Below are 21,164 nucleotides of genomic sequence, written 5' to 3' on the forward strand. Positions count from 1 at the left end.
GCAATCCGCCAGTCTAGCGGAGCGCCGGCCGCCAGACTGTCAGGCATGGTCATACGCGATGCGGCCGAGAGCCGTCGTCCGCACCGTGCGGGCCTGGCCATGCGCGCCATCGCCGACGGCCGGATGCGAAATGCGACGAGGCCGGCGCCGCGCCGCGAGGCGCCACGCCGGCCCGTGCGCGGCACACGCCGCGATCAGCCTTCCGCCATCATCAGCAACTGCGCGCCATCGGCGACCTGGTCGCCGACGCCGTACAGCACTTCCGCGACCACACCCGCGCCGGGCGCGCCGATCGTGTGCTCCATCTTCATCGCCTCCAGCACGATCAGCGGCGTGCCGGCCTCGACCTTCTGGCCCGGCTCGACCAGCACCGCGATCACCTTGCCGGGCATCGGCGCAGTGAGGCGGCCGCCGCCATGCTCGGCATCGCCCGCGTGCGCGAGCACGTTGCGCCATTCGAAGGTCTCGGCGACACCCTGCGTGAACACGTGGAAACTGTCGCCGTCCGCATACACGCGGCCGCTGCTGCGCACGCCGTCGAGCGTCACGTCGAAGTCGAGCGGCGTCGCGCCGCGCGACCATGCGAACGGCTGCGCGGCCGCGTCGCCGGTGGCGAGGCGCGTGCTGCCGCCGTCGTCCTCGTAGGTGACCGTCACGTCCGCTTCGCGATCGGGCGCATGCCATTCGAGCGTGCGGCGATAGCCGCCGTTCAGCCGCCAGTCCGGCAGCGCGCCCCACGGCGACACGCCTTCCCGCGAGGCCGCGCCGCGTTCGCGCGCGAGCAGTGCCGCGCAGGCCAGCGCGAGCGTCGCGCGCGGCGGCTGTTGCGGCGCGAACAGCGCATCGTGGTTGCGCTCGATCAGGCCCGTGTCGAGATCGGCGCTCGCAAACGGCTCGCAGGTGACGATCCGCTGCAGGAACGCGGCATTCGTGTGCAGACCCACCACCTCGCAGGCCCGCAGCGCGCGCAGCATCCGGCCGAGCGCTTCCGCGCGGTCCGCGCCGTGCACGATCAGCTTCGCGATCATCGGATCGTAGAACGGCGTGATCGCGTCGCCCTCGCGCACGCCGCTGTCGACACGCACCGGCGCGCCGATCGCGAACTCGACGCCTTCCGGCAGCCGCAGGTGCTTCAGCGTGCCGGTGGACGGCAGGAAGCCGCGCGCCGGATTCTCCGCGTAAAGACGCGCCTCGATCGCATGACCCTGCACGCGCAGTTCGTCCTGCTTCAGCGGCAGCGGCTCGCCCGCTGCGACGCGCAGCTGCCATTCGACGAGATCGAGCCCCGTGACCATCTCGGTGACCGGATGCTCGACCTGCAGGCGCGTGTTCATTTCCATGAAGTAGAACGCTTCGCCCGTCATGATGAACTCGACGGTGCCCGCACCGACGTAATTCACCGCGCGCGCGGCCGCGACGGCCGCCTCGCCCATCGCCTGGCGCACGTCTTCATGCAGCCCCGGCGCCGGCGCTTCCTCGAGCACCTTCTGGTGACGACGCTGCACCGAACAGTCGCGATCGAACAGGTAGACGGTGTTGCCGTGCGTGTCGCCGAACACCTGCACTTCGACGTGACGCGGGCGCGTCAGGTATTTCTCGATCAGCACGCGGTCGTTGCCGAAGCTGCTCGCGGCCTCGCGCTGGCACGACGCGAGCGCCGCCGGGAAGTCCTCGGAGCGCTCGACCACGCGCATGCCCTTGCCGCCGCCGCCCGCGCTCGCCTTCAGCAGCACCGGGTAGCCGATCTCGTCGGCTTCGAGATGCAGGTTCGCCGCGTCCTGGTCGTCGCCGTGATAGCCGGGCACGAGCGGTACCGCGGCCGCGTGCATCAGCGCCTTGGCGGCAGCCTTCGAGCCCATCGCCGCGATCGCGTCGACCGGCGGCCCGATGAACGCGATGCCGGCCGCCTCGCAGGCATGCGCGAAATCCTCGTTCTCCGACAGGAAGCCGTAGCCCGGATGGATGGCCTGCGCACCGGTCGCGCGCGCGGCCTCGATGATGCGCTCGATGCGCAGGTAGCTGTCCGCGGCCGCCGCGCCGCCGATGTGCACGGCTTCGTCGCATGCGGCGACGTGCTTCGCGTTCGCGTCCGCGTCGGAATAGACGGCGACGCTCGCGATCCCGAGACGTTTGCACGTCGCGGCGACGCGGCAGGCGATTTCACCGCGGTTGGCGATCAGAATCTTGTCGAACATGGCTTCGATGTCGTCCGGAAAGTTAGGGGCACGCCGTCATTCACGCCACGAAGGCGTGCGTTTCTCGAGGAAGGACGCGATCCCTTCGCGCGCTTCCGCGCCGGCGCGGGTGCGCGCGATCCAGTCGGCCGTCTGCTCGATCAGCGTCGCGTCGAGCGGCCGGCCGGCCACGTCGGCGACGAGCCGCTTGCACGCCTGCACGGCGTCGGGGCCGTTCGCGACGAGCGTCGCGGCCAGCTTCGCGACCGTTTCGTCGAGCGCATCGGGCGGCACTGCGTCGTGAATGAAGCCGAGCGACGCGGCGCGCGCACTGTCGAACACCTCGGCCGTCGTGAAGTAGCGGCGTGCCGCGCGCTCGCCCATCGCCCGCACGACGTACGGCGCGATCGTCGCGGGAATCAGCCCGAGCCGCGCTTCGGACAGGCAGAACTTCACGCCGTCGGCGGCAATCGCGATGTCGGCCGCCGCGACGAGACCCACGCCGCCCGCATACGCATCGCCGTGCACGCGCGCGATCACCGGCTTGCCGCAGCGATGGATCGCCTCGAGCATGCGCGCGAGCTTGCGCGCGTCGGCGCGGTTCTCGTCGTCCGAGTAACCGGCCATCTTCTTCATCCAGTTCAGGTCCGCGCCCGCGCAGAACGCCGCGCCTTCCGCGGCGAGCACGATCGCACGCACGCCGGCGTGCGCGTCGAGCCACTCGAACGCGGTGGTCAGCTCGGCGATCGTCGTCTCGTTGAACGCGTTGCGCACGTCGGGCCGCGCGAGCGTGACGGTTGCCACGCGGCCGGCTTCGCTTACCTTGATCGTTTCGTATCGCATCGGTCAGCCCTCCCGGCCGTTACATGCGGAACACGCCGAAGCGCGTGTCGTCGATCGGCGCGTTCATCGACGCGGCGAGGCCGAGGCCCAGCACGTCGCGCGTCTGCGCGGGGTCGATCACGCCGTCGTCCCACAAGCGCGCACTCGCGTAGTACGGATGCCCCTGGCGCTCGTACTGGTCGCGGATCGGCTGCTTGAATGCCTCTTCGTCCTCGGCCGACCACGCGCCGCCCTTTGCCTCGATGCCGTCGCGGCGCACGGTCGCGAGCACCGACGCGGCCTGCTCGCCGCCCATCACCGAGATCCGCGCGTTCGGCCACATCCACAGGAAACGCGGGCCGAACGCACGGCCGCACATCCCGTAGTTGCCGGCGCCGAACGAGCCGCCGATGATCACCGTGAACTTCGGCACCTTCGCGTTCGACACGGCCGTGACCATCTTCGCGCCATGACGTGCGATGCCTTCGTTCTCGTACTTGCGGCCAACCATGAAGCCCGTGATGTTCTGCAGGAACACGAGCGGAATCTTGCGCTGGCAGCACAGCTCGATGAAATGCGCGCCCTTCACGGCCGATTCGGAGAACAGGATGCCGTTGTTCGCGACGATCCCGACCGGATGGCCCCAGATGTGCGCGAAGCCCGTGACGAGCGTCGTGCCGAAGCGCGCCTTGAATTCGTCGAACTCCGAATCATCGACGATGCGCGCGATCACCTCGCGCACGTCGAACGGCTTGCGCGTGTCGACCGGGATCACGCCGTACAGGCTTTTCGCGTCGTAGCGCGGCGGCTTCGGTTCGCGCAGCGCCACCGGCGACGCGATCTTCGGCGCGAGGTGACCGACGATGTTGCGCGCGATCGACAGCGCATGCGCGTCGTTCTGCGCGAGGTGGTCGGCCACGCCCGACAGGCGCGTGTGCACGTCGCCGCCGCCGAGGTCCTCGGCGCTCACTTCCTCGCCGGTCGCGGCCTTCACGAGCGGCGGGCCGCCGAGGAAAATCGTGCCCTGGTTCTTCACGATGATCGACTCGTCGCTCATCGCCGGCACATACGCGCCGCCCGCCGTGCACGAGCCCATCACGACCGCGATCTGCGCGATCCCCGCGGCGGACATCGTCGCCTGGTTGAAGAAGATGCGGCCGAAGTGGTCGCGATCGGGAAACACGTCGTCCTGGTTCGGCAGGTTCGCGCCGCCCGAATCGACGAGATACACGCACGGCAGCCGGTTTTCCGCGGCGATTTCCTGCGCGCGCACGTGCTTCTTCACGGTCATCGGGTAGTAGGTGCCGCCCTTGACCGTCGCGTCGTTGCACACGATCACGCACTCGCGGCCTGCGATCCGGCCGATGCCGGTGATCACGCCCGCGCCCGGCGCGTCGTCGTTGTACATGCCGTTCGCGGCGAGCTGCGACAGCTCGAGGAACGGCGCACCCGGATCGAGCAGTTGCGCGATGCGGTCGCGCGGCAGCAGCTTGCCGCGCGACAGGTGCTTGTCGCGCGCGGCCGGGCCGCCGCCTTGCGCGAGCTGTTCGATCTTCGCGCGCAGGTCGGCGACGACCGCCTCCAGCGCCGCGGCGTTCGCGCGGAATTCTTCCGAACGCGGGTTCAGTTTCGATTCGATGATCGGCATCGACGGGGCTCCGTTCGCGTGACGTGGGGCGTTACATCGTTTCCGCGAACAGCTCGCGGCCGATCAGCATCCGGCGGATCTCGCTCGTGCCGGCGCCGATCTCGTAGAGCTTCGCGTCGCGCCACAGACGGCCGACCGGGTATTCGTTGATGTAGCCGTTGCCGCCGAGGATCTGGATCGCCTCGCCGGCCATCCACGTCGCCTTCTCTGCCGTGTAGAGGATCACGCCCGCGCAGTCCTTGCGCACCTGGCGGATGTGGTCGCTGCCCGCCGAGTCGAGATGGCGGCCGACCGCGTACAGGTACGCGCGGCACGCCTGGAACGTGGTGTACATGTCGGCGACCTTGCCCTGGATCAGCTGGAATTCGCCGATCGACTGGCCGAACTGCTTGCGGTCGTGGATATACGGCACCACCGCGTCGAGACACGCGGCCATGATGCCCGTCGGGCCGCCCGACAGCACCGCGCGTTCGTAGTCGAGGCCGCTCATCAGCACCTTCACGCCGCCGTTGAGCTGGCCGAGGATGTTCTCCTCCGGCACCTCGACGTCCTGGAACACGAGTTCGCCCGTGTGCGACCCGCGCATGCCGAGCTTGTCGAGCTTCTGCGCGACCGAGAAGCCCTTCATCCCCTTCTCGACGATGAATGCGGTAATGCCGCGCGGGCCGGCGTCGAGGTCCGTCTTCGCGTAGACGACGAGCGTGTCGCAGTCGGGGCCGTTGGTGATCCACATCTTCGTGCCGTTGAGCACGTAACGGTCGCCGCGCTTGTCCGCACGCAGCTTCATGCTGACGACGTCGGAGCCCGCGTTCGGCTCGCTCATCGCGAGCGCGCCGATGTGTTCGCCCGACACGAGCTTCGGCAGGTACTTCTGCTTCTGCGCGTCGGTGCCGTTGCGGTGGATCTGGTTCACGCACAGGTTCGAGTGCGCGCCGTACGACAGGCCGATCGATGCCGATGCGCGCGAGATCTCCTCCATCGCGACCATGTGCGCGGTGTAGCCCATGTTCGCGCCGCCGTATTCCTCGGCGACCGTCATGCCGAGCACGCCGAGATCGCCGAACTTCTTCCACAGATCCATCGGAAACTGGTCGGTGCGGTCGACCTCCGCCGCGCGCGGCGTGATTTCCTTCGCCGCGAACGTCGCGACGGCGTCGCGCAGCATCTCGATGTCCTCACCGAGCATGAATTGCACACCGGGCAGGTTGATCATGTCTCCTCCGTCTCCAGAAAGTGGGTCGCACGCGCCGATTTCTGAGTTTCGCTCAAATCGGATCAATGCGTCGATTCATTAAGCCAATACAGCGGAAATTTTGCACAGTTTCGCGCCTCGTCCGGCTTGCCGTCAATAGTTTTTTGAGTGACACTCAGATATCATTGCGAGATGACAGCCGCTACCGCCGACACCATGACCGCCACCGCCAAAGCCGATCGCGCCGAGCCGTCGCGCGCCCCCGCCGGGCGCAAGTCCCAGCAGCGCGTGCAGGACATCCTGCGCGCCGGCCGCGAAGTGTTCGCCGAAAAGGGCTACGAGCATGCGACGGCCGCCGAGATCGCGCAGCGCGTCGGCGTGTCGGAGGCGACGGTGTTCAGCTACTTCCGCGGCAAGCGCGAGCTGTGCGCGCGTGTGATCGCCGACTGGTATGACGAAATCATTGCCGCGTTCGAACTCGGGATGCCGCAGGACGCGCCGGTGCAACAGCAGTTCGCGTTCATCGTGCGCACGCACTTGCGGCTGATGCTCGTGAACGGCACGGGGCTGTGCGCGCTGGTGCTGTCGGAGGGACGTGCGAAGCAGCATGCGCTGAGCGACGAGCTCACCGCACTGCAGCGCCGCTACACGGCGCCGCTGATGGACGTGCTCGCGCGCGGCCAGGCGGCCGGGCAGGTGCGCCGCGACATGCCGCTGAGCCTGCTGCGCTCGATGGTGTTCGGGCCGATCGAGCACGTGCTGTGGGATGCGATCCTCGGGCACCGCAAGCTCGATACGGAAACGACGGCCACGCAGCTGATCGACATGCTGTGGGCGGCCGTGCAGCCGCCCGCGCCGGAGCAGGCGGCGCTGGTGCGCTTCAGGAACGAAGTCGCGGAAGCGGTGCGGCGGCTGGAAGGCGAAGCGTCACGCGCGTGACGCCGGCAGGCGGTGCGGCGGGCCTGGCGCCTTGCCGCATCACCTGCTCCATCGAGCCGAGTCCAACCGCTACGATTCCTCGCTCACCCGCAGCGGCGCGCGGCTCTGCTCGTTATTCAGATGGACGAACTTGCGCAACAGGCGCATCAGTTCCTGCGAATCGTCCTCGCCCATGCCGTCGAACAGGCCGGCACGCAATTCCTTCACCGACGGAATCAGGTGCGTGAGCAGCTCGACGCCCGCCGGCGTCAGCAGCAGGCGCCGCTGACGCCGCGGCAGCACTTCGCGGACAATCAATCCTTTCGCCTCGAGCCGGACCGCGAGATCGGCAGTGGTCGACGTGTCGAGCGCCACCCGCTGCGCGAGCGTCACCTGATCGAGCCCCGGGCACTCGTAGAGCATCCGCAGGACCGCGTACTGCACCGGCGTCACGTCCCGGCCCAGCTTCTCGTAGAACATCGCGACCGCGATCTGGTGCGCGCGCCGGATCAGGTGCCCGGGCTCGTCGTACAGGTCGAGCGGGAAAACCGGCGTGTCGGCGGGATTCGTTTTTTCCATGAATGAGTCGATGACATAGGCGGCGCACGCCGTTGCGTGCGCCGACGGCATGGCGCTGCCTCGCGCCATTTCCCGGGAAAACCAGTATACCGCTCGCCTTGCTCCAGCCAATCTCAATTAGTACACTGAATCACATTCAGTACACGGAATGACGAGTTGCCGCGTACCGGCGGCACCGCCCTGAAGGAGACGAACAACGTGTTTCTCAAGAACGCTTGGTATGTGGCCTGCACGCCCGACGAGATCGACGGCAAGCCGCTGGGACGCAAGATTTGCAACGAATCGATGGTGTTCTACCGCGCGGCGGACGGCCGGGTCGCCGCGCTCGAGGATTTCTGCCCGCACCGCGGTGCGCCGCTGTCGCTGGGTTTCGTGCGTGACGGCGTGCTCGTGTGCGGCTATCACGGGCTCGAAATGGGCTGCAACGGCAAGACGGCCGGCATGCCGGGCCAGCGCGTCGGCGGCTTCCCGCCGATCCGCAGCTTTCCGGTGGTCGAACGGTACGGATTCGTGTGGGTCTGGCCGGGCGACGCGTCCGAAGCCGATCCCGCGAGGCTGCCCGCGCTGCAATGGGCCGAAGATCCGGCCTGGGCGCACGGCGGCGGCCTGTATCACATCCGTTGCGACTACCGGCTGATGATCGACAACCTGATGGACCTCACGCACGAGACCTACGTGCATGCAACGAGCATCGGCCAGAAGGAAATCGACGAAGCCGCGCCGAAGACCACCAGCAATGGCGACGAAGTCGTCACCAGCCGCTTCATGGAGAACGTGATGCCGCCGCCGTTCTGGCGGATGGCGCTGCGCGGCAACGGCCTCGCCGACGACGTGCCGGTCGACCGCTGGCAGATCTGCCGCTTCACGCCGCCGAGCCACGTGATGATCGAAGTGGGCGTCGCGCATGCGGGCCACGGCGGCTACGACGCGCCGGCGGAGCTGAAGGCGTCGTCGATCGTGGTCGACTTCATCACACCGGAGACGGACACCTCGATCTGGTACTTCTGGGGGATGGCGCGCAACTTCCGGCCCGACGATCACGCGCTGACCGCCGAGATCCGCGAAGGCCAGGGCAAGATCTTCGCCGAGGATCTCGAGATGCTCGAGCGCCAGCAGCTCAACCTCGAGCAGTGGCCGGAGCGCAAGCTGCTCAAGCTCAACATCGACGCCGGCGGCGTGCTGTCGCGCAAGGTGATCGAGCGGCTGCTCGCCGAAGAAAATGCGGCGAGCCCGCAGCGGCCCGTGATTCCGGTCGCGCAGATCAAGGAGGCGTCATGAGCGCCGCGACGCTGACGGTCCGCGTGGCCCGCAAGTGGCAGGAAGCGCGCGACATCTGCGGCTTCGAATTCGTCAGCGATGACGGTTCGCCCCTGCCGCGCTTCGACGCCGGCGCCCATATCGACGTGCATCTGCCGGGCGGGCTCGTGCGCCAGTACTCGCTGTGCAACCACCCGGAGCACGGCGATCGCTACCAGATCGCGGTGCTGCGCGATGCCGACGGCCGCGGCGGGTCGCGCGCGATTCACGACGAAGTCCGGCAAGGCGATACCGTGCGGATCGGCATGCCGCGCAATCAATTCCCGCTCGCGCCCGACGCCCCGCACCACCTGTTGCTCGCCGGCGGAATCGGCGTGACGCCGATCCTCAGCATGGCCGAACGGCTGTTCTCGTCCGGCCTGCCGTTCGACATGCACTACTGCGCGCGTTCGACCGATCGCATGGCCTTCGTCGAGCGGATCAACGCTGCCGGGTTCCATGATCGCGTCCGCTTCCACGTCGACGACGGCGACCCCGCGCAACGCTTCGACCTCGCCGCGGTGCTCGCCGCCGCGCCGGACGGCACGCACCTGTATGTATGCGGCCCGCGCGGCTTCATGGATGCAGTGCTGAACGCCGCGCGCGAGCGCAACTGGGCCGAAGCGCGGCTGCACTACGAGTTCTTCGGCGGCGCGGTTGCGTCGTCCGGCGCGGATCGCGCGTTTAAGGTCCGGATCGCGAGCAGCGGCAAGGTGATCGACGTGCCGGCCGAATGCACGGTCATCGCGGCGCTGGCGGCCAACGGCATCGACGTGCTGACGTCGTGCGAACAAGGCGTATGCGGCACCTGCATGACGCGCGTGCTCGAAGGCGAGCCCGATCATCGCGATTCGTATCTGACGGAAGCGGAACAAGCGGCCGGCGACCAGTTCATGCCGTGCTGCTCCCGATCGCGAAGCAACCTGCTGGTCCTCGATCTGTAGACGGACCGCCCGATACGCGGCGGCCAACCACAATACTGGAGACGATCAATGGAACGACCTGCCCAGGCACCCATCAGTACTGCTCAATTCCCGGTCGACCGATGGTGGGTCGCCGCGCTGTCATCCGAACTGACGGACCGACCCGTCGCCCGCACGCTGCTCGGCCGTCCGGTCGTGCTGTTCCGGTTGCCGTCCGGGGAAGTCGGCGCGCTGGAGGATCGCTGTTGCCACAAGTCGCTGCCGCTGTCGTGCGGCTCGCTCGAGGCGCGCGGCCTGCGCTGCGGCTATCACGGGCTGCTGTTCGACCGCGGCGGCACCTGCGTGGAGATTCCCGGCCAGGAACGCATTCCGGCGAAGGCATGCGTGGCGTCGTATCCGGTGCGGGAGCAGGACGCGATCGTATGGATCTGGATCGGCGCCGACGCGCACGCCCAACCGACCTGCGCGCCGCCGCGCTATGCGTTCCACACGGATCCGCAATACCGGTTCGGCGGCGGCCACTACCATTACGACGCGCCGTATCAGCTGATTCACGACAACCTGATGGACCTGAGCCACCTCGGCTACGTTCATCTGAAAACGATCGGCGGTAACGCGCCGCTGCATATGGGCGCGGAAACCCGCGTCAGCAGCGAAGGCGACACGGTGACGCTGGTCCGCCGGATGCCGGCGTCCGACCCGCCGCCGACCTACACGGCCGCGTGGCCGTTCGCGGGCCGCGTCGACCGCTGGCAGGAAATCGAATTCCACGTGTCGCATATCCGGATCTGGACCGGCGCGATGGACGCAGGCACCGGCGACCTTCACGACCCGGCGCGCGGCGGTTTTCACATGCGCGGCTTCCACGGCATCACGCCCGAGACGGAAACGACGACGCACTACTTCTGGACCGTCGCGACCAATCCGCAACACGACGTCGAACGCGTCGCGCAAACGGTCATCGAGCAATCCGCGGCGACGTTCGACGAAGACAAGACCGTGATCGAAGCGCAATACCGGAATCAGTTGCGGTTTCCGGACTGCCGCCAGATCGACATTCATGTCGACGCGGGCCCCAATCGCGCGCGGCGCGTGATCGAGCGGCTGCTGCAGCCCGACCCCGCGTAACCCTCGCCCCGGCGCGCGAACGACGCGAGCCGGCCGCGACGGGCGTTCCCCGGATTGCCCGTCAATCCACGCATTCGCTTTCGTCCCATTCGCCGCGGCCGGCTTCGATTTCATCCCATTCGATTAGTCATACTATTTTTATCAAGGATCTTTGACGTGAGCGAAAATATCCGCAATACGATCGACGCGTCCCCGATGAGCGCGTTCCAGACGATGGCGGTCACGGCCTGCGTCGTGCTGAACATGCTCGACGGCTTCGACGTGCTGGCCATCGCGTTTGCCGCGCCGCACCTGGCGGCCGAGTGGAAACTGAGCGGCAAGGAAATCGGCCTGCTGCTGAGCGCCGGGCTGGCCGGCATGGGGATCGGCTCGGTGCTGATCGCCCCGCTGGCCGACCGCGTCGGCCGCCGCCGCATCATCCTGCTCTGCCTCGCCGTGATCTCGACCGGCATGCTGGCCTGTGCGGCCACGCACAGCACGTTGCAACTCGCCGTCGCGCGTGCCTATACGGGGCTCGGCATCGGCGGGATGCTCGCAAGCCTGACCGTCATCAGCGGCGAATACGCATCGAACAAATGGCGCAGCGCCGCGATCGGCATGCAGTCGACCGGCTACGCGATCGGCGCCACCGCCGGCGGCGTTCTCGCCGGTTACCTGCTGTCGGTATGGGGATGGCGCAGCGTGTTCGCGTTCGGCGGCATCCTGACCTTGATGGCGATCCCGATGGTGCTCGCACTGCTGCCGGAATCGCTCGACTTCCTGCTGGCGCGACGTCCGGACGACGCGCTGCAGAAGATCAACCGCATCCTCGCGAGAATGAAGCGCGCGCCGATCGATGCGCTGCCGGCCGCGAGCGCATCCATCGACACGGCGAGCCCCGCCTCAAGTTGGACAGCCGTGCTGCGCGCGCCGCTCACGCGTCGCACGATCGCGCTGTGGGTCGCATTCTTCCTCGTGATGGGCAGCTTCTATTTCGTCGTCAGCTGGACGCCGAAGCTGCTGGTCCAGGCCGGCCTGTCGGCCTCGCAGGGTGTGACCGGCGGCGTGCTGCTCAACCTCGGCGGCATCGCGGGCGCGTCGCTGTTCAGCCTGCTGTCGACCCGGTTCGGCCTGCGCAGCCTGCTGGGCGCGACGCTGTTGCTGGGCGGCGCACTGATGGTCGCGTTCGGCGCGAACACCGGCTCGCTCGGCACCGGGATGATCGTCGCGGTGTTCCTCGGCGCCGTGATCAACGCGTGCGTGGCCGGCATGTACGCGCTGTCGCCAACGCCCTATCCCGCCGAGATCCGCACGACCGGCATCGGTCTCGCGGTCGGCATCGGCCGCCTCGGCGCGATCCTGTCGCCAATGACGGTCGGCGCGCTGCTGGACGACGGCTGGTCCGTGCCCCATCTCTATTTCGCGTTCCTCGTGCCGATGGCCGGCGCGGCGATCGCCGTCGCCGTGGCGGGCGCGCGTGTCGCGGCGCCGCACCGGCAACGCGATCCGGCGATCTCGTAACACGCGACACCCGCAGTCATGCCGATACCCGTCGGCATCCCGGTCAGGTCCGGGGCAATAAAAAAATCGATAAGTACATCTACATACTGTTTGGAGACAGCCATGAAAACGAAACTGGGCGTCGCACTCGCGACGGCGATGGCGCTGGCCGGACCGGCCTGCGCGCAAAGCAGCGTCACGCTGTACGGGATCATCGATACCGGCGTGTCCTACTACAACAACGCCGCTCGCGGCGGATCGTTCACCGGGATGCCGACGCTGACCGGCGAAGTGCCGTCACGCTGGGGCCTGAGAGGCACGGAGGATCTCGGCGGCGGCTACCAGGCCTTCTTCGTGCTCGAAAACGGCTTCCAGCCGGGCACCGGCGCGCTGAACTACGGCGGGCGCCTGTTCGGGCGGCAGGCCAACGTGGGCGTAAACAGCCCGTTCGGCGCGCTGACCCTCGGTCGCCAGATGAACATGTCGATGATCGTGCTGACCAATGCCGACGTGATCGGCCCGTCGATTCATTCGATGGCGGATTTCGACTCGTATCTGCCGAACGCGCGCAGCGACAATGCGATCGGCTACAAGGGCACGTTCCACGGCGTGACGCTCGGCGCGACCTACAGCTTCGGCCGCGACGCGGCCGGACCGGCGGGACCGTCGGCGACGGGCTGCGCCGGACAGGTGCCCGGTGACATCGTCGCGTGCCGCCAATACACGGCGATGCTCGCGTATGACGCGAGCAATTTCGGGCTGGCCGCGTCGCACGACGTGATGCGCGGCGGCGGCGGCGCGCTCGCGCCGCTGAACAATCCGGCCTACACCGACACGCGCGACATCGTCGCCGGCTACGTGAAGATCGGCCCCGCGAAACTCGGCGCCGGGTGGATCCGCCGCAACCTCGCGGCGGCCGAACATCTGCAGGCCGACATCGTGTTCGCGGGCGGCACGTACTACGCGACGCCCTACCTCGCACTCGACCTGCAGGGCGTGCGCTACCTGCAACGCCGCGAAAACAAGGAAGGCACGAACGCGACGCTGGTCGTCGGGCGCGCGAACTATTTCCTGTCGAAGCGGACGACCGTCTATACGTCGGTGGGCTACATGTTCAACAGCGCGCTGGCCGCGAACGCGGTCGCGGCCGGCGGGACGGTCGGCACCGGGATGAATCAGCTCGGCGTGATGGCCGGCATCCAGCAGAAGTTCTGAACGCCGGACACCGCACCTCGATCAATCGGCGAGCCGGCAATGCGACAGCTTCAGCCCGGGCAGCACCGGCGCGTCGATATAACCTTCGTTCACGCAGCTGAAGCGGAAATTCGCGGACGCCGTGAACGGCTTGATCTCGCCGCCCGGGAATTTCGGTTTCAACGCGGCCTGGTCGGCCGCGTCGAAATGCGTGTCGAACTGCTCGCCGTCGGCCGTCAACGCACCGAAGTACGTACCGCCCGGGTCGCTGCCCATCCGCATCACCGCGCCGACGAACGCGAGGCGCCTGCCGTCGTATTTCGTCTTCGCGGCAGCCATGTCCTGCGTGTAGGCCTCGATCACGGTGGCGTAGTGCGCGTCGATCGCGGGCGCGGCGTAGCCGCTCTGGTGAACGCCCGCCAGCAGCGCGCAGGCAGCCAGCGCGGCCGTCATGAACGGCGCGGAACTCTTTTTCATTGGGTGGTCTCCCGTCAAGCGTGGTGGTTGAAGTAATCGATCGCGGCGCTTCGCCGGCTGCCCGGCGAAACACCCGAGAATGATCGTGCGGCCGTTGCGTCAATCGTTCGAATCGTGGAACACGGCTGCGATCACTTCAGCACCCGCGTGGTCGGCTGCGGTGCGCGACGTCGTGCGGCACGCGACGTAACAGGAAGATGACATGGTGCGGCCCCCGGCTCTCATTGAATTTCACTGCGTTTGATTTTGGGCGCTACGGTAGCAGACGGCCGGCGGCCCGGCAATCGCGATGCCCGGTCCGCATCGGTCTCTTTACAATTGCAAACGATTCTCATTACGTATATCATGCGCATCCTCCGCGCGACGCAGTAAAGGCGCCGCGGTCCGCGTCATCGTCCTTAGCACTCCGTCCATTCATCGATTCATGCCATCCCGCCGAACGCCCCACCGCGCCCGGACGCTTCGTCCGTGGCGCGCGAGCCTGCCTGCCCTGATCACGCTTTGCGTCGCAAGCGGCGCGCATGCGGATGCCGAACCTGCCGCCACGGCTTCGGCGGCCACGTCCTCGCCCTCGTCGACACCCGCGCGCCCCCAACGCGAACTGCCGACGATCAGCGTCAGCGCATCGTCAGCCGTCGATCCGACCGTCGGCTACCAGCCGCGCACGAGCAGCGTCGCCGGCGGCGACGATCGCCCGCTCAAGGAGATTCCGCAATCGGTCGCCGTGGTCAGCAGCAGCGTGATGCAGGACCAGCAGGCGCGCTCGCTCGACGACGTGCTCGGCAACATCAGCGGCGTCACGCAGACCAACACGCTCGGCGGCACGCGCGACGCGTTCATCAAGCGCGGCTTCGGCTCGAACAACGACGGCTCCGTGCTCGTCGACGGCGTGCGCACGCCGGTGCTGCACAGCTACCTCGCGACGATCGACCGCGTCGAAGTGCTGAAGGGCCCGGCTTCGCTGCTGTACGGGATGCAGGACCCGGGCGGCGTGATCAACCTCGTCACGCGCAAGCCGGAGGACACGTTCGGCGGCTCGATCTCGGCCTCGCGCACGAGCCACGGCGGCAGCAGCGCGCAGTTCGACCTGACCGGCCCGCTCGGCAAGCCGGGCCAGGTCGCGGGCGGCACGCTCGCGTTCCGGCTCACCGGCGAATACGACACGAGCCGCTACTGGCGCAGCTTCGGCCGCGAGCGCAATGCGCTGATCGCGCCCGCGCTGTCGTGGCACGACGCGAACACGTCGATCGACGTCAGCTACCAGTACGTCGACTACACGATGCCGTTCGATCGCGGAACGGTGCTCGTGAACGGCCGCCCCGACGATGCGCTGCGCTATCGCCGCTACGAGGAAGCGTGGGCGCAAAGCGGCGGCATCCAGGAAACGCTGCGCGCGCGCGTCGAACACCGCTTCTCCGACGCATGGCGCGTGCGCGCGACCTACGGCTGGGGCCGCGACCGCTACGATCAATACATCGCCCGCGCGACCGCTTTCAACAGCACGACCGGCGCGCTGTCGCGCTCGTCCGACGCGAACCTCGGACGCAACGACTCCGACCAGATCGCGACGCTCGGCCTGCTCGGCAACCTGACGCTCGCGGGGATGAGCCACGCGCTCTATGTCGGCGGCGAATACGAGCGGCAGCGCAGCTTCCGCGGCGACACGATCCGCGGCACCGCGACAAAGGGCTTCGATCTCTACGATCCCGTCTACGGCCTGCTCGCGCCCGGCGGCACGGTGAGCACGAAGCAGAGCGATTCGCTCTCGAAGGTCCACACGTACTCGATGATCGTGCAGGACTCGGTGAAGATCACCGACCGGCTCACCGCGGTCGGCGGGCTGCGCTGGGAGGACTGGCAGCAGGAATCGGGAATGGGGCGGCCGTTCGTGTTCGCCGACCGCTCGCACGGCAACGTGTGGCTGCCGCAGTTCGGGCTCGCGTATGCGCTCACGCCGTCGCTGACCGCGTATGCGAACGTGAGCCGTTCGTTCAAGCCGAACGTCGCGTCCAACGTGGCCGCGCCGCTCGCGCCGGAATTCGGCCGCGTGCTGGAAGCCGGCCTGAAGTTCAGCCTGAAGCCCGGCATCACCGGCACGCTCGCGGCCTACCAGATCGACAAGCGCAACGTCGCGGTCACGGTCAACGACATCACGTCGACGATCGGCACCGCGCGCTCGCGCGGCATCGAACTCGACGTCGCGGGGCAGCTCACGCGGCACCTGAGCCTGATCGGCAGCTATGCGTACACGAACGCGAACGACCGCGACAGCAACACGCCGCTCGTCAACGTCGCGCGCCACACCGGCAGCCTGTTCGCGGTGTACGACACGGCGATCGCGAACCTCCCGGGGCGCTGGCGCTTCGGCGGCGGCGCGCGGCTCGTCAGCGCACGGCCCGGCGACACCGCGAACAGCTTCACGCTGCCCGGCTACGTGACCGTCGATGCGTTCGCGGCCTACGAAACGACGATCGGCAAGTTCCCGACGCGCATCCAGCTCAACGTGAAGAACCTGCTCGACAAGACCTACTACCCGTCGAGCAACAGCAACCTGATCGTCGCGGTCGGCGAGCCGCGGCTCGTCACGCTGACGACGACGGTGTCGTTCTGACGCATCTTCGCGCCGGGTGGCCGGGGCCGGGGCCGTGCCACGCGCCCCGGCCGGCGACACGAGCCGATCTCAGCCGCCCGCGAAATCGAGCAGGATCTTGCAGCTTTTCTCGGGATTGCGCTCGGCCATCTCGAACGCCTGCGCGACGTCGCGAAAGCCCACCTTGTGCGTAACGATGTGCTCCGGCTGGATCAGCCCGCGAGCAATCCAGTCGATCACCTGCGGGAACATCGCGCAGTTCAGCCGCGATGCCGCGAGCGTCAACTCCTTCTTCGTCAGCTCCGCCTGCACGATCGCCGACGGCTCAGACGAAAACCCGAGCACGCCGATCCGGCCGGCCGGCGCGGCGATCCGCACGGCCTCCTCGAGAATCGACGGATGGCAGACCGCATCGAAGATCAGCGTCGGGCCGCCGTCGACACCGCGCTTTTCCAGCGCGTCGGGCAACGACTCGACGCTCGTGTCGATGATTTCGTCCTCGGCCGCGCCGCACTTGCGCGCGAGCTGAAGCCGTGCGTCGAGCCGGTCGGTAATGAATGCGCGAATGCCATACACGCGCTTGAGCACCTGCAGGATCGTCAGCCCGACCGTGCCGGCGCCATAGATCAACGCGACGTCGCCCGGCAGCACGCCGGTGCGCGACGTCGCGTTCGCGGCCACCGCGAACGGCTCGACGATCGCCGCGCAGGGTTCGGCGATCGCGTCCGGAATCCGGTACGCATTGCCGGCCGGCACACACGTGTACTGGCTGAAGCCGCCGTCGCGATGCACGCCGAGCACGGTCAGGTGCCGGCAGACGTTGCGCCGGCCGATCGTGCACGCGTGGCAATGCCCGCAGCTGATCACCGGATCGACCGCGACGGTCTCGCCGAGCCGCGCGGCGTCGACGCCCGCGCCGACCGACTCGATCGTGCCGACGAACTCGTGGCCGATGATGCGCGGATACGACACGAACGGATTCTTGCCGTGAAAGATGTGCAGGTCCGACCCGCAGATGCCCGCATAGCGCACCTTCACGCGCACTTCTCCGGCGGCGGGCACGGGCAGCGGCACTTCGCGCACGCCCATGCTGTTCGGACGATCGACAACGACGCTCAACATTTCGGTTCTCTCCTTCTGGTCTTCGGCGCTCACCAGTTCCACATCGATCCGTCGCGCAACCGGGCGACCGGCAGGTACGCGCGCTCGTACGGATATTTCGCGGCCAGCGTCTCGTCGATGTCGACGCCGAGGCCCGGCACGTCGTCCATCACGAGATAGCCGTCCTCGAAGCGGTAGCTGTGCGGAAACACTTCGTCGGTCAGCGCGCTGTGCGGCATCAGTTCCTGGATGCCGAAGTTCGGCGCCCACAGCCCGAAGTTCACGGCCGCCGCCATGCAGACGGGCGACAGGTCGGTCGCGCCGTGGAAACCGGTGCGCACCTGGTACATCGCCGCGTAGTCGGCGATGCGCCGTACGTGGGTGATGCCGCCCGCGTGCACGATGGTCGCGCGGATGTAGTCGATCAGCTGGTCGCGGATCAGGTCCTTGCAATCCCAGATCGAGTTGAATACCTCGCCGACCGCGAGCGGCGTCGTCGTGTGCTGGCGGATCAGGCGGAACGCGTCCTGGTTCTCCGCGGGTGTCGCGTCCTCGAGCCAGAACAGGCGATGCGGCTCGAGATCGCGGCCGAGCCGCGCGGCCTCGATCGGCGTGAGCCTGTGATGTGCGTCGTGGAGCAGGTGCGGCGCATCGCCGACCGCGTCGCGCACCTTGCGGAACAGTTCCGGCGTGTGGCGCAGGTAGAGCGCGGTGTCCCACGGCTCCTCGGGCGGCAGCCCCTTCTCGGCGGGCTCGTACGCGCCGGCCGTCTTGCCGACACCGTACACCTTGTCGAGCCCCGGCACACCGGACTGCACGCGGATCGCGCGATAGCCGGCCTCGATGTGCGCGCGCACCGCGTCGACCGCTTCCTCGTGATCGCGCCCGTTCGCGTGGCCATACACCATCAGGCCGTCGCGGCTCTTGCCGCCGAGCAACCGATAGACGGGCATGCCCGCGAGCTTGCCCAGGATGTCCCACAGCGCCATGTCGATCGCGGCGATCGCCGTCATCGTCACGGGCCCGCGCCGCCAGTACGCGCCGCGATACAGGTATTGCCAGATGTCCTCGATGTTGCGCGGGTCGCGTCCGACGAGGCACGGAAACACGTGGTCTTCCAGGTACGCGCGCACCGCGAGCTCACGCCCGTTGAGCGTCGCGTCGCCGAGACCGTAGACGCCTTCGTCGGTCACGATCTTCACCGTCACGAAATTCCGGCCCGGACACGTGACGATGGTCTGCAAGCGTTCGATTTTCACTGCGCTCCTCCAGCGGGCGTTTCAGTCGACAAAGTAATGGGGCGCGCGGCTGCGCACTTCCGGCAGATGCGAGCCGATCCGGTCGACGTGCGCCGCGACCGATGCGCCGAGCAGCGCCATGTTGCGCGACGCGATGTGCGCGAGGATCTGTTCGTGTTCCTGCAGCGCGCGGCGCGCGTGATCCTCGACGCGATCGAGCAGCAGCCAGCGCACACGGTCGAACTGGCGCTTCATCGGCTGCAGCATTTCCCACACGTGCGGCCGGCCCGCGAACGCGAACATCCGGCCGTGCATTGCCTCGTCGAGATCGAAGAACGCTTCGACGTCGCCCGCGGCCACCGCCTCGCGCTGCGCGTCGATGATCCGCGACAGCTCCGCGAGCTGCGCCGGCGTGATCTTCTGCGCGAGCTCGACATGGTTCGCGCATTCGAGCGTGCTGCGCGCGAAGCGCCCTTCCTCGAGGATCGACACCGGAATCGGCGCGACCAGCGTGCCGACCTTCCGGATGATCTGCACGAGCCGCTCGTCGGCGAGCTGCGCGAACGCTTCGCGCACCGGCGTGCGGCTGACCTTGATCGTCGTGGAGATCACCGCCTCCGACAGCGCGGTGCGCGGCGGCAGCGCGCCGCGCACGATCGCGTGGCGCAGCAGCGCATGCACCTGCTCCGTATACGACCGGCTCTCGTCCAGCGAGAACCCCTGCAACGCCGTGACCACGACGTCCGCTTCTTCCAGTGCTGCCGTTTCGCTCATGGTTGCGATGGATCCGACTTGATATCGATATCTACCATGGTACATAAGCAGTCGATTTCAGGCGATCTAGCGTTTACACCGATAACTTCGCTGTAAAACTCGAAATAACCTGCAAGCATTCCAGCATCTACCATGGTACAAACCGTTGCCGACTGTCATGTCATCTGCCCCCGATTTTCTGCGCACCGCGCCGCCCGGCACAGGCCGTCCCGGTTATGACCGGCAGGCGGTTCGCACGGGTATCGTCCATCTCGGCCTCGGCGCGTTCCATCGCGCGCACCAAGCGCTGCATACGGAAACGGTGCTCGAACAGGGCGACCTGCGCTGGGGCATCGTCGGCGTCGAACTGCGGCGGCGCCATACCGTCGACCTGCTCGCCGCGCAGGATCACCTGTATACGGTGATCGAATGCGATGGCCAAGGCGCGCGCGCGCGCATCGTCGGTGCGGTGCACGACGCGCTGTTCGCGCCCGAATCGCTGCCCGCGCTACTGGCGCTGATCGCCGATCCGGCCGTGTCGATCGTCAGCCTGACCGTCACCGAGAAAGGCTATTGCCGCCGCCCCGGCGGCGGTCTCGATACCGACGATCCCGCGATCCGGCAGGATCTCGCGACGCCCAGCACGCCGCGCACCGCGCTCGGCGTGATCGCGGCCGGCCTGCGCCTGCGGCCGGCCCATGCGCCGCTGACCGTCGTCTGCTGCGACAACATGACGTCGAACGGCGACACGCTGCGCGCGCTGCTGATCGACTACGCGGAACGCATCGACGGCGCGCTCGCGCGGCGCATCCGCGACGACGTCGCGTTCCCGAACAGCATGGTCGACCGGATCGTGCCGGCCGCGACGCCCGAATCGCTCGACTGGGCGCACGCCCATCTCGGCGCGCGCGACGCGGCTGCGATCGTCTGCGAGCCGTTCTCGCAATGGGTGATCGAGGATCGCTTCGCCGGCCCGCGCCCGCGCTGGGAAGACGCCGGCGCGCACCTCGTCGGCGACGTGCGGCCCTACGAAACGATGAAGCTGCGGCTGCTGAACGGCTCGCATTCGGCGATCGCGTATGCGGGACAGTTGCGCGGCCGCGCGACGGTGTCCGACGCGATGGCCGATCCGGCGATCGCGGCGCTCGTCGACGGCGTGATGACGCGCGACCTGCTCGCGACCGTCGACGTGCCTTCCGGATACGACGCGCACGGCTATTGCGCGACGCTCGTGCAGCGCTTCCGCAATCCGACGCTCGCGCATCGCACCGAACAAATCGCGATGGACGGCACGCAGAAGGTGCCGCTGCGCTGGCTTCCCGCGCTCGCCGAAAGCGCGCGGGCCGGCGTCGAGCGGCCCTATCTGGAACGCGCGCTCGCGCTCTGGCTGCACTACCTCGCCACCGCGCGCGACGAATCGGGCCGCGCGCTCGCGGTCAGCGATCCGGGCGCGGCCGAACTCGGCGCGGCGCTGTCGGCAGCCGGCGATGCCACCCGCGCGGTTCGGGCCGCCCTCGGCAGCCTCGCGCTCGCCGGTTCGGCGGCATGGCCCGATGCAGTGATCACGCGCATCGGTGCCCATCTCGCGACGCTTCGCGCGAGCGGCACCGATGGGCTGCTCGCACCGTTGTACGCGCGCTGAACGACCGCTT

At 68.0% G+C, this 21,164-nt stretch carries 17 protein-coding genes; 8 read left to right on the top strand and 9 right to left on the bottom strand.

Annotated features, from left to right (window positions below; all coding sequences use genetic code 11):
* Positions 1–194: 194 nt before the first annotated feature.
* Genes U4012_RS31265 through U4012_RS31280 form a run of 4 tightly spaced genes read right to left on the bottom strand, consistent with a single transcriptional unit; the run spans position 195 to position 5,857 of the window.
* Entirely contained in the window at positions 195–2,195 is a 2,001-nt protein-coding gene (locus U4012_RS31265; protein WP_321803295.1) for an acetyl/propionyl/methylcrotonyl-CoA carboxylase subunit alpha, read from the bottom strand.
* Between the two features lie 36 nt (positions 2,196–2,231).
* Positions 2,232–3,017 (bottom strand): enoyl-CoA hydratase/isomerase family protein, encoded by a 786-nt coding sequence (locus U4012_RS31270; RefSeq protein WP_321803296.1) that lies wholly within the window; start codon positions 3,015–3,017, stop codon positions 2,232–2,234.
* A 19-nt stretch (positions 3,018–3,036) separates the two neighbouring features.
* Entirely contained in the window at positions 3,037–4,644 is a 1,608-nt protein-coding gene (locus tag U4012_RS31275; protein ID WP_124488648.1) for a carboxyl transferase domain-containing protein, read from the bottom strand.
* Between the two features lie 31 nt (positions 4,645–4,675).
* Positions 4,676–5,857 (bottom strand): isovaleryl-CoA dehydrogenase, encoded by a 1,182-nt coding sequence (locus tag U4012_RS31280; protein ID WP_044847409.1) that lies wholly within the window; start codon positions 5,855–5,857, stop codon positions 4,676–4,678.
* A 171-nt stretch (positions 5,858–6,028) separates the two neighbouring features.
* Between U4012_RS31280 and U4012_RS31285 the strand changes: the two genes are divergently transcribed.
* Positions 6,029–6,775: a TetR/AcrR family transcriptional regulator gene (locus U4012_RS31285; protein ID WP_124488649.1), complete on the top strand. Its 747-nt coding sequence runs from the start codon at positions 6,029–6,031 to the stop codon at positions 6,773–6,775.
* A gap of 69 nt (positions 6,776–6,844) precedes the next feature.
* Here U4012_RS31285 and U4012_RS31290 read toward each other — a convergent pair whose 3' ends face one another.
* A complete protein-coding gene (locus U4012_RS31290) occupies positions 6,845–7,333 on the bottom strand; it encodes a MarR family winged helix-turn-helix transcriptional regulator (RefSeq protein WP_044847436.1) in 489 nt (162 codons plus the stop codon).
* Between the two features lie 198 nt (positions 7,334–7,531).
* On the opposite strand from U4012_RS31290, the gene U4012_RS31295 reads away from it, so the two are divergent.
* The 5 genes from U4012_RS31295 to U4012_RS31315 all read left to right on the top strand — a co-directional run bounded on the left by U4012_RS31295 (position 7,532) and on the right by U4012_RS31315 (position 13,374).
* Positions 7,532–8,611: an aromatic ring-hydroxylating oxygenase subunit alpha gene (locus U4012_RS31295; protein ID WP_044847437.1), complete on the top strand. Its 1,080-nt coding sequence runs from the start codon at positions 7,532–7,534 to the stop codon at positions 8,609–8,611.
* Entirely contained in the window at positions 8,608–9,573 is a 966-nt protein-coding gene (locus U4012_RS31300; protein ID WP_321803300.1) for a PDR/VanB family oxidoreductase, read from the top strand. Before U4012_RS31295 ends, U4012_RS31300 begins: the two co-directional genes overlap by 4 nt.
* A gap of 48 nt (positions 9,574–9,621) precedes the next feature.
* On the top strand, positions 9,622–10,680 hold the full coding sequence (locus tag U4012_RS31305; protein WP_321803302.1) for an aromatic ring-hydroxylating dioxygenase subunit alpha: 1,059 nt from the start codon (positions 9,622–9,624) through the stop codon (positions 10,678–10,680).
* Positions 10,681–10,836: 156 nt separating this feature from the next.
* Complete coding sequence (locus U4012_RS31310) at positions 10,837–12,180, top strand: MFS transporter (protein ID WP_321803304.1); 1,344 nt, start codon at positions 10,837–10,839, stop codon at positions 12,178–12,180.
* A 102-nt stretch (positions 12,181–12,282) separates the two neighbouring features.
* Positions 12,283–13,374 carry a porin gene (locus U4012_RS31315; RefSeq protein WP_059834828.1) on the top strand — a complete coding sequence of 364 codons (1,092 nt, stop codon included), beginning with the start codon at positions 12,283–12,285 and terminating at the stop codon, positions 13,372–13,374.
* Between the two features lie 21 nt (positions 13,375–13,395).
* Here the strand turns inward: U4012_RS31315 and U4012_RS31320 are convergent, their stop codons facing one another.
* Positions 13,396–13,830, bottom strand: coding sequence for a hypothetical protein (locus U4012_RS31320; RefSeq protein WP_321803307.1), 435 nt, complete (start codon positions 13,828–13,830; stop codon positions 13,396–13,398).
* A 424-nt stretch (positions 13,831–14,254) separates the two neighbouring features.
* Between U4012_RS31320 and U4012_RS31325 the strand changes: the two genes are divergently transcribed.
* On the top strand, positions 14,255–16,441 hold the full coding sequence (locus tag U4012_RS31325; protein WP_321803310.1) for a TonB-dependent siderophore receptor: 2,187 nt from the start codon (positions 14,255–14,257) through the stop codon (positions 16,439–16,441).
* A gap of 69 nt (positions 16,442–16,510) precedes the next feature.
* Here U4012_RS31325 and U4012_RS31330 read toward each other — a convergent pair whose 3' ends face one another.
* The 3 genes from U4012_RS31330 to U4012_RS31340 are packed head-to-tail and all read right to left on the bottom strand — an operon-like array spanning position 16,511 to position 19,533.
* Positions 16,511–17,542: a Zn-dependent oxidoreductase gene (locus U4012_RS31330; RefSeq protein WP_124921762.1), complete on the bottom strand. Its 1,032-nt coding sequence runs from the start codon at positions 17,540–17,542 to the stop codon at positions 16,511–16,513.
* A gap of 29 nt (positions 17,543–17,571) precedes the next feature.
* Entirely contained in the window at positions 17,572–18,780 is a 1,209-nt protein-coding gene (gene manD, locus U4012_RS31335; protein ID WP_321803313.1) for a D-mannonate dehydratase ManD, read from the bottom strand.
* Positions 18,781–18,801: 21 nt separating this feature from the next.
* Positions 18,802–19,533, bottom strand: coding sequence for a GntR family transcriptional regulator (locus U4012_RS31340; protein WP_257775278.1), 732 nt, complete (start codon positions 19,531–19,533; stop codon positions 18,802–18,804).
* A 157-nt stretch (positions 19,534–19,690) separates the two neighbouring features.
* On the opposite strand from U4012_RS31340, the gene U4012_RS31345 reads away from it, so the two are divergent.
* Complete coding sequence (locus U4012_RS31345) at positions 19,691–21,154, top strand: mannitol dehydrogenase family protein (RefSeq protein ID WP_321803316.1); 1,464 nt, start codon at positions 19,691–19,693, stop codon at positions 21,152–21,154.
* Positions 21,155–21,164 lie beyond the last annotated feature (10 nt).

The sequence above is a fragment of the Burkholderia sp. BCC1988 genome (genome assembly GCF_905339895.1).
Classification (GTDB): Bacteria; Pseudomonadota; Gammaproteobacteria; order Burkholderiales; family Burkholderiaceae; genus Burkholderia.

Excerpts from the sequence above, each read along its gene's own strand:
- U4012_RS31340 (WP_257775278.1), bottom strand. The coding sequence starts at position 19,533 with ATGAGCGAAACGGCAGCACTGGAAGAAGCGGACGTCGTGGTCACGGCG.
- U4012_RS31305 (WP_321803302.1), top strand. The coding sequence starts at position 9,622 with ATGGAACGACCTGCCCAGGCACCCATCAGTACTGCTCAATTCCCGGTC.
- U4012_RS31275 (WP_124488648.1), bottom strand. The coding sequence starts at position 4,644 with ATGCCGATCATCGAATCGAAACTGAACCCGCGTTCGGAAGAATTCCGC.
- U4012_RS31345 (WP_321803316.1), top strand. The coding sequence starts at position 19,691 with ATGTCATCTGCCCCCGATTTTCTGCGCACCGCGCCGCCCGGCACAGGC.
- U4012_RS31300 (WP_321803300.1), top strand. The coding sequence starts at position 8,608 with ATGAGCGCCGCGACGCTGACGGTCCGCGTGGCCCGCAAGTGGCAGGAA.
- U4012_RS31330 (WP_124921762.1), bottom strand. The coding sequence starts at position 17,542 with ATGTTGAGCGTCGTTGTCGATCGTCCGAACAGCATGGGCGTGCGCGAA.
- U4012_RS31280 (WP_044847409.1), bottom strand. The coding sequence starts at position 5,857 with ATGATCAACCTGCCCGGTGTGCAATTCATGCTCGGTGAGGACATCGAG.
- U4012_RS31285 (WP_124488649.1), top strand. The coding sequence starts at position 6,029 with ATGACAGCCGCTACCGCCGACACCATGACCGCCACCGCCAAAGCCGAT.
- U4012_RS31320 (WP_321803307.1), bottom strand. The coding sequence starts at position 13,830 with ATGAAAAAGAGTTCCGCGCCGTTCATGACGGCCGCGCTGGCTGCCTGC.
- U4012_RS31265 (WP_321803295.1), bottom strand. The coding sequence starts at position 2,195 with ATGTTCGACAAGATTCTGATCGCCAACCGCGGTGAAATCGCCTGCCGC.
- U4012_RS31270 (WP_321803296.1), bottom strand. The coding sequence starts at position 3,017 with ATGCGATACGAAACGATCAAGGTAAGCGAAGCCGGCCGCGTGGCAACC.
- U4012_RS31325 (WP_321803310.1), top strand. The coding sequence starts at position 14,255 with ATGCCATCCCGCCGAACGCCCCACCGCGCCCGGACGCTTCGTCCGTGG.
- U4012_RS31290 (WP_044847436.1), bottom strand. The coding sequence starts at position 7,333 with ATGGAAAAAACGAATCCCGCCGACACGCCGGTTTTCCCGCTCGACCTG.
- U4012_RS31315 (WP_059834828.1), top strand. The coding sequence starts at position 12,283 with ATGAAAACGAAACTGGGCGTCGCACTCGCGACGGCGATGGCGCTGGCC.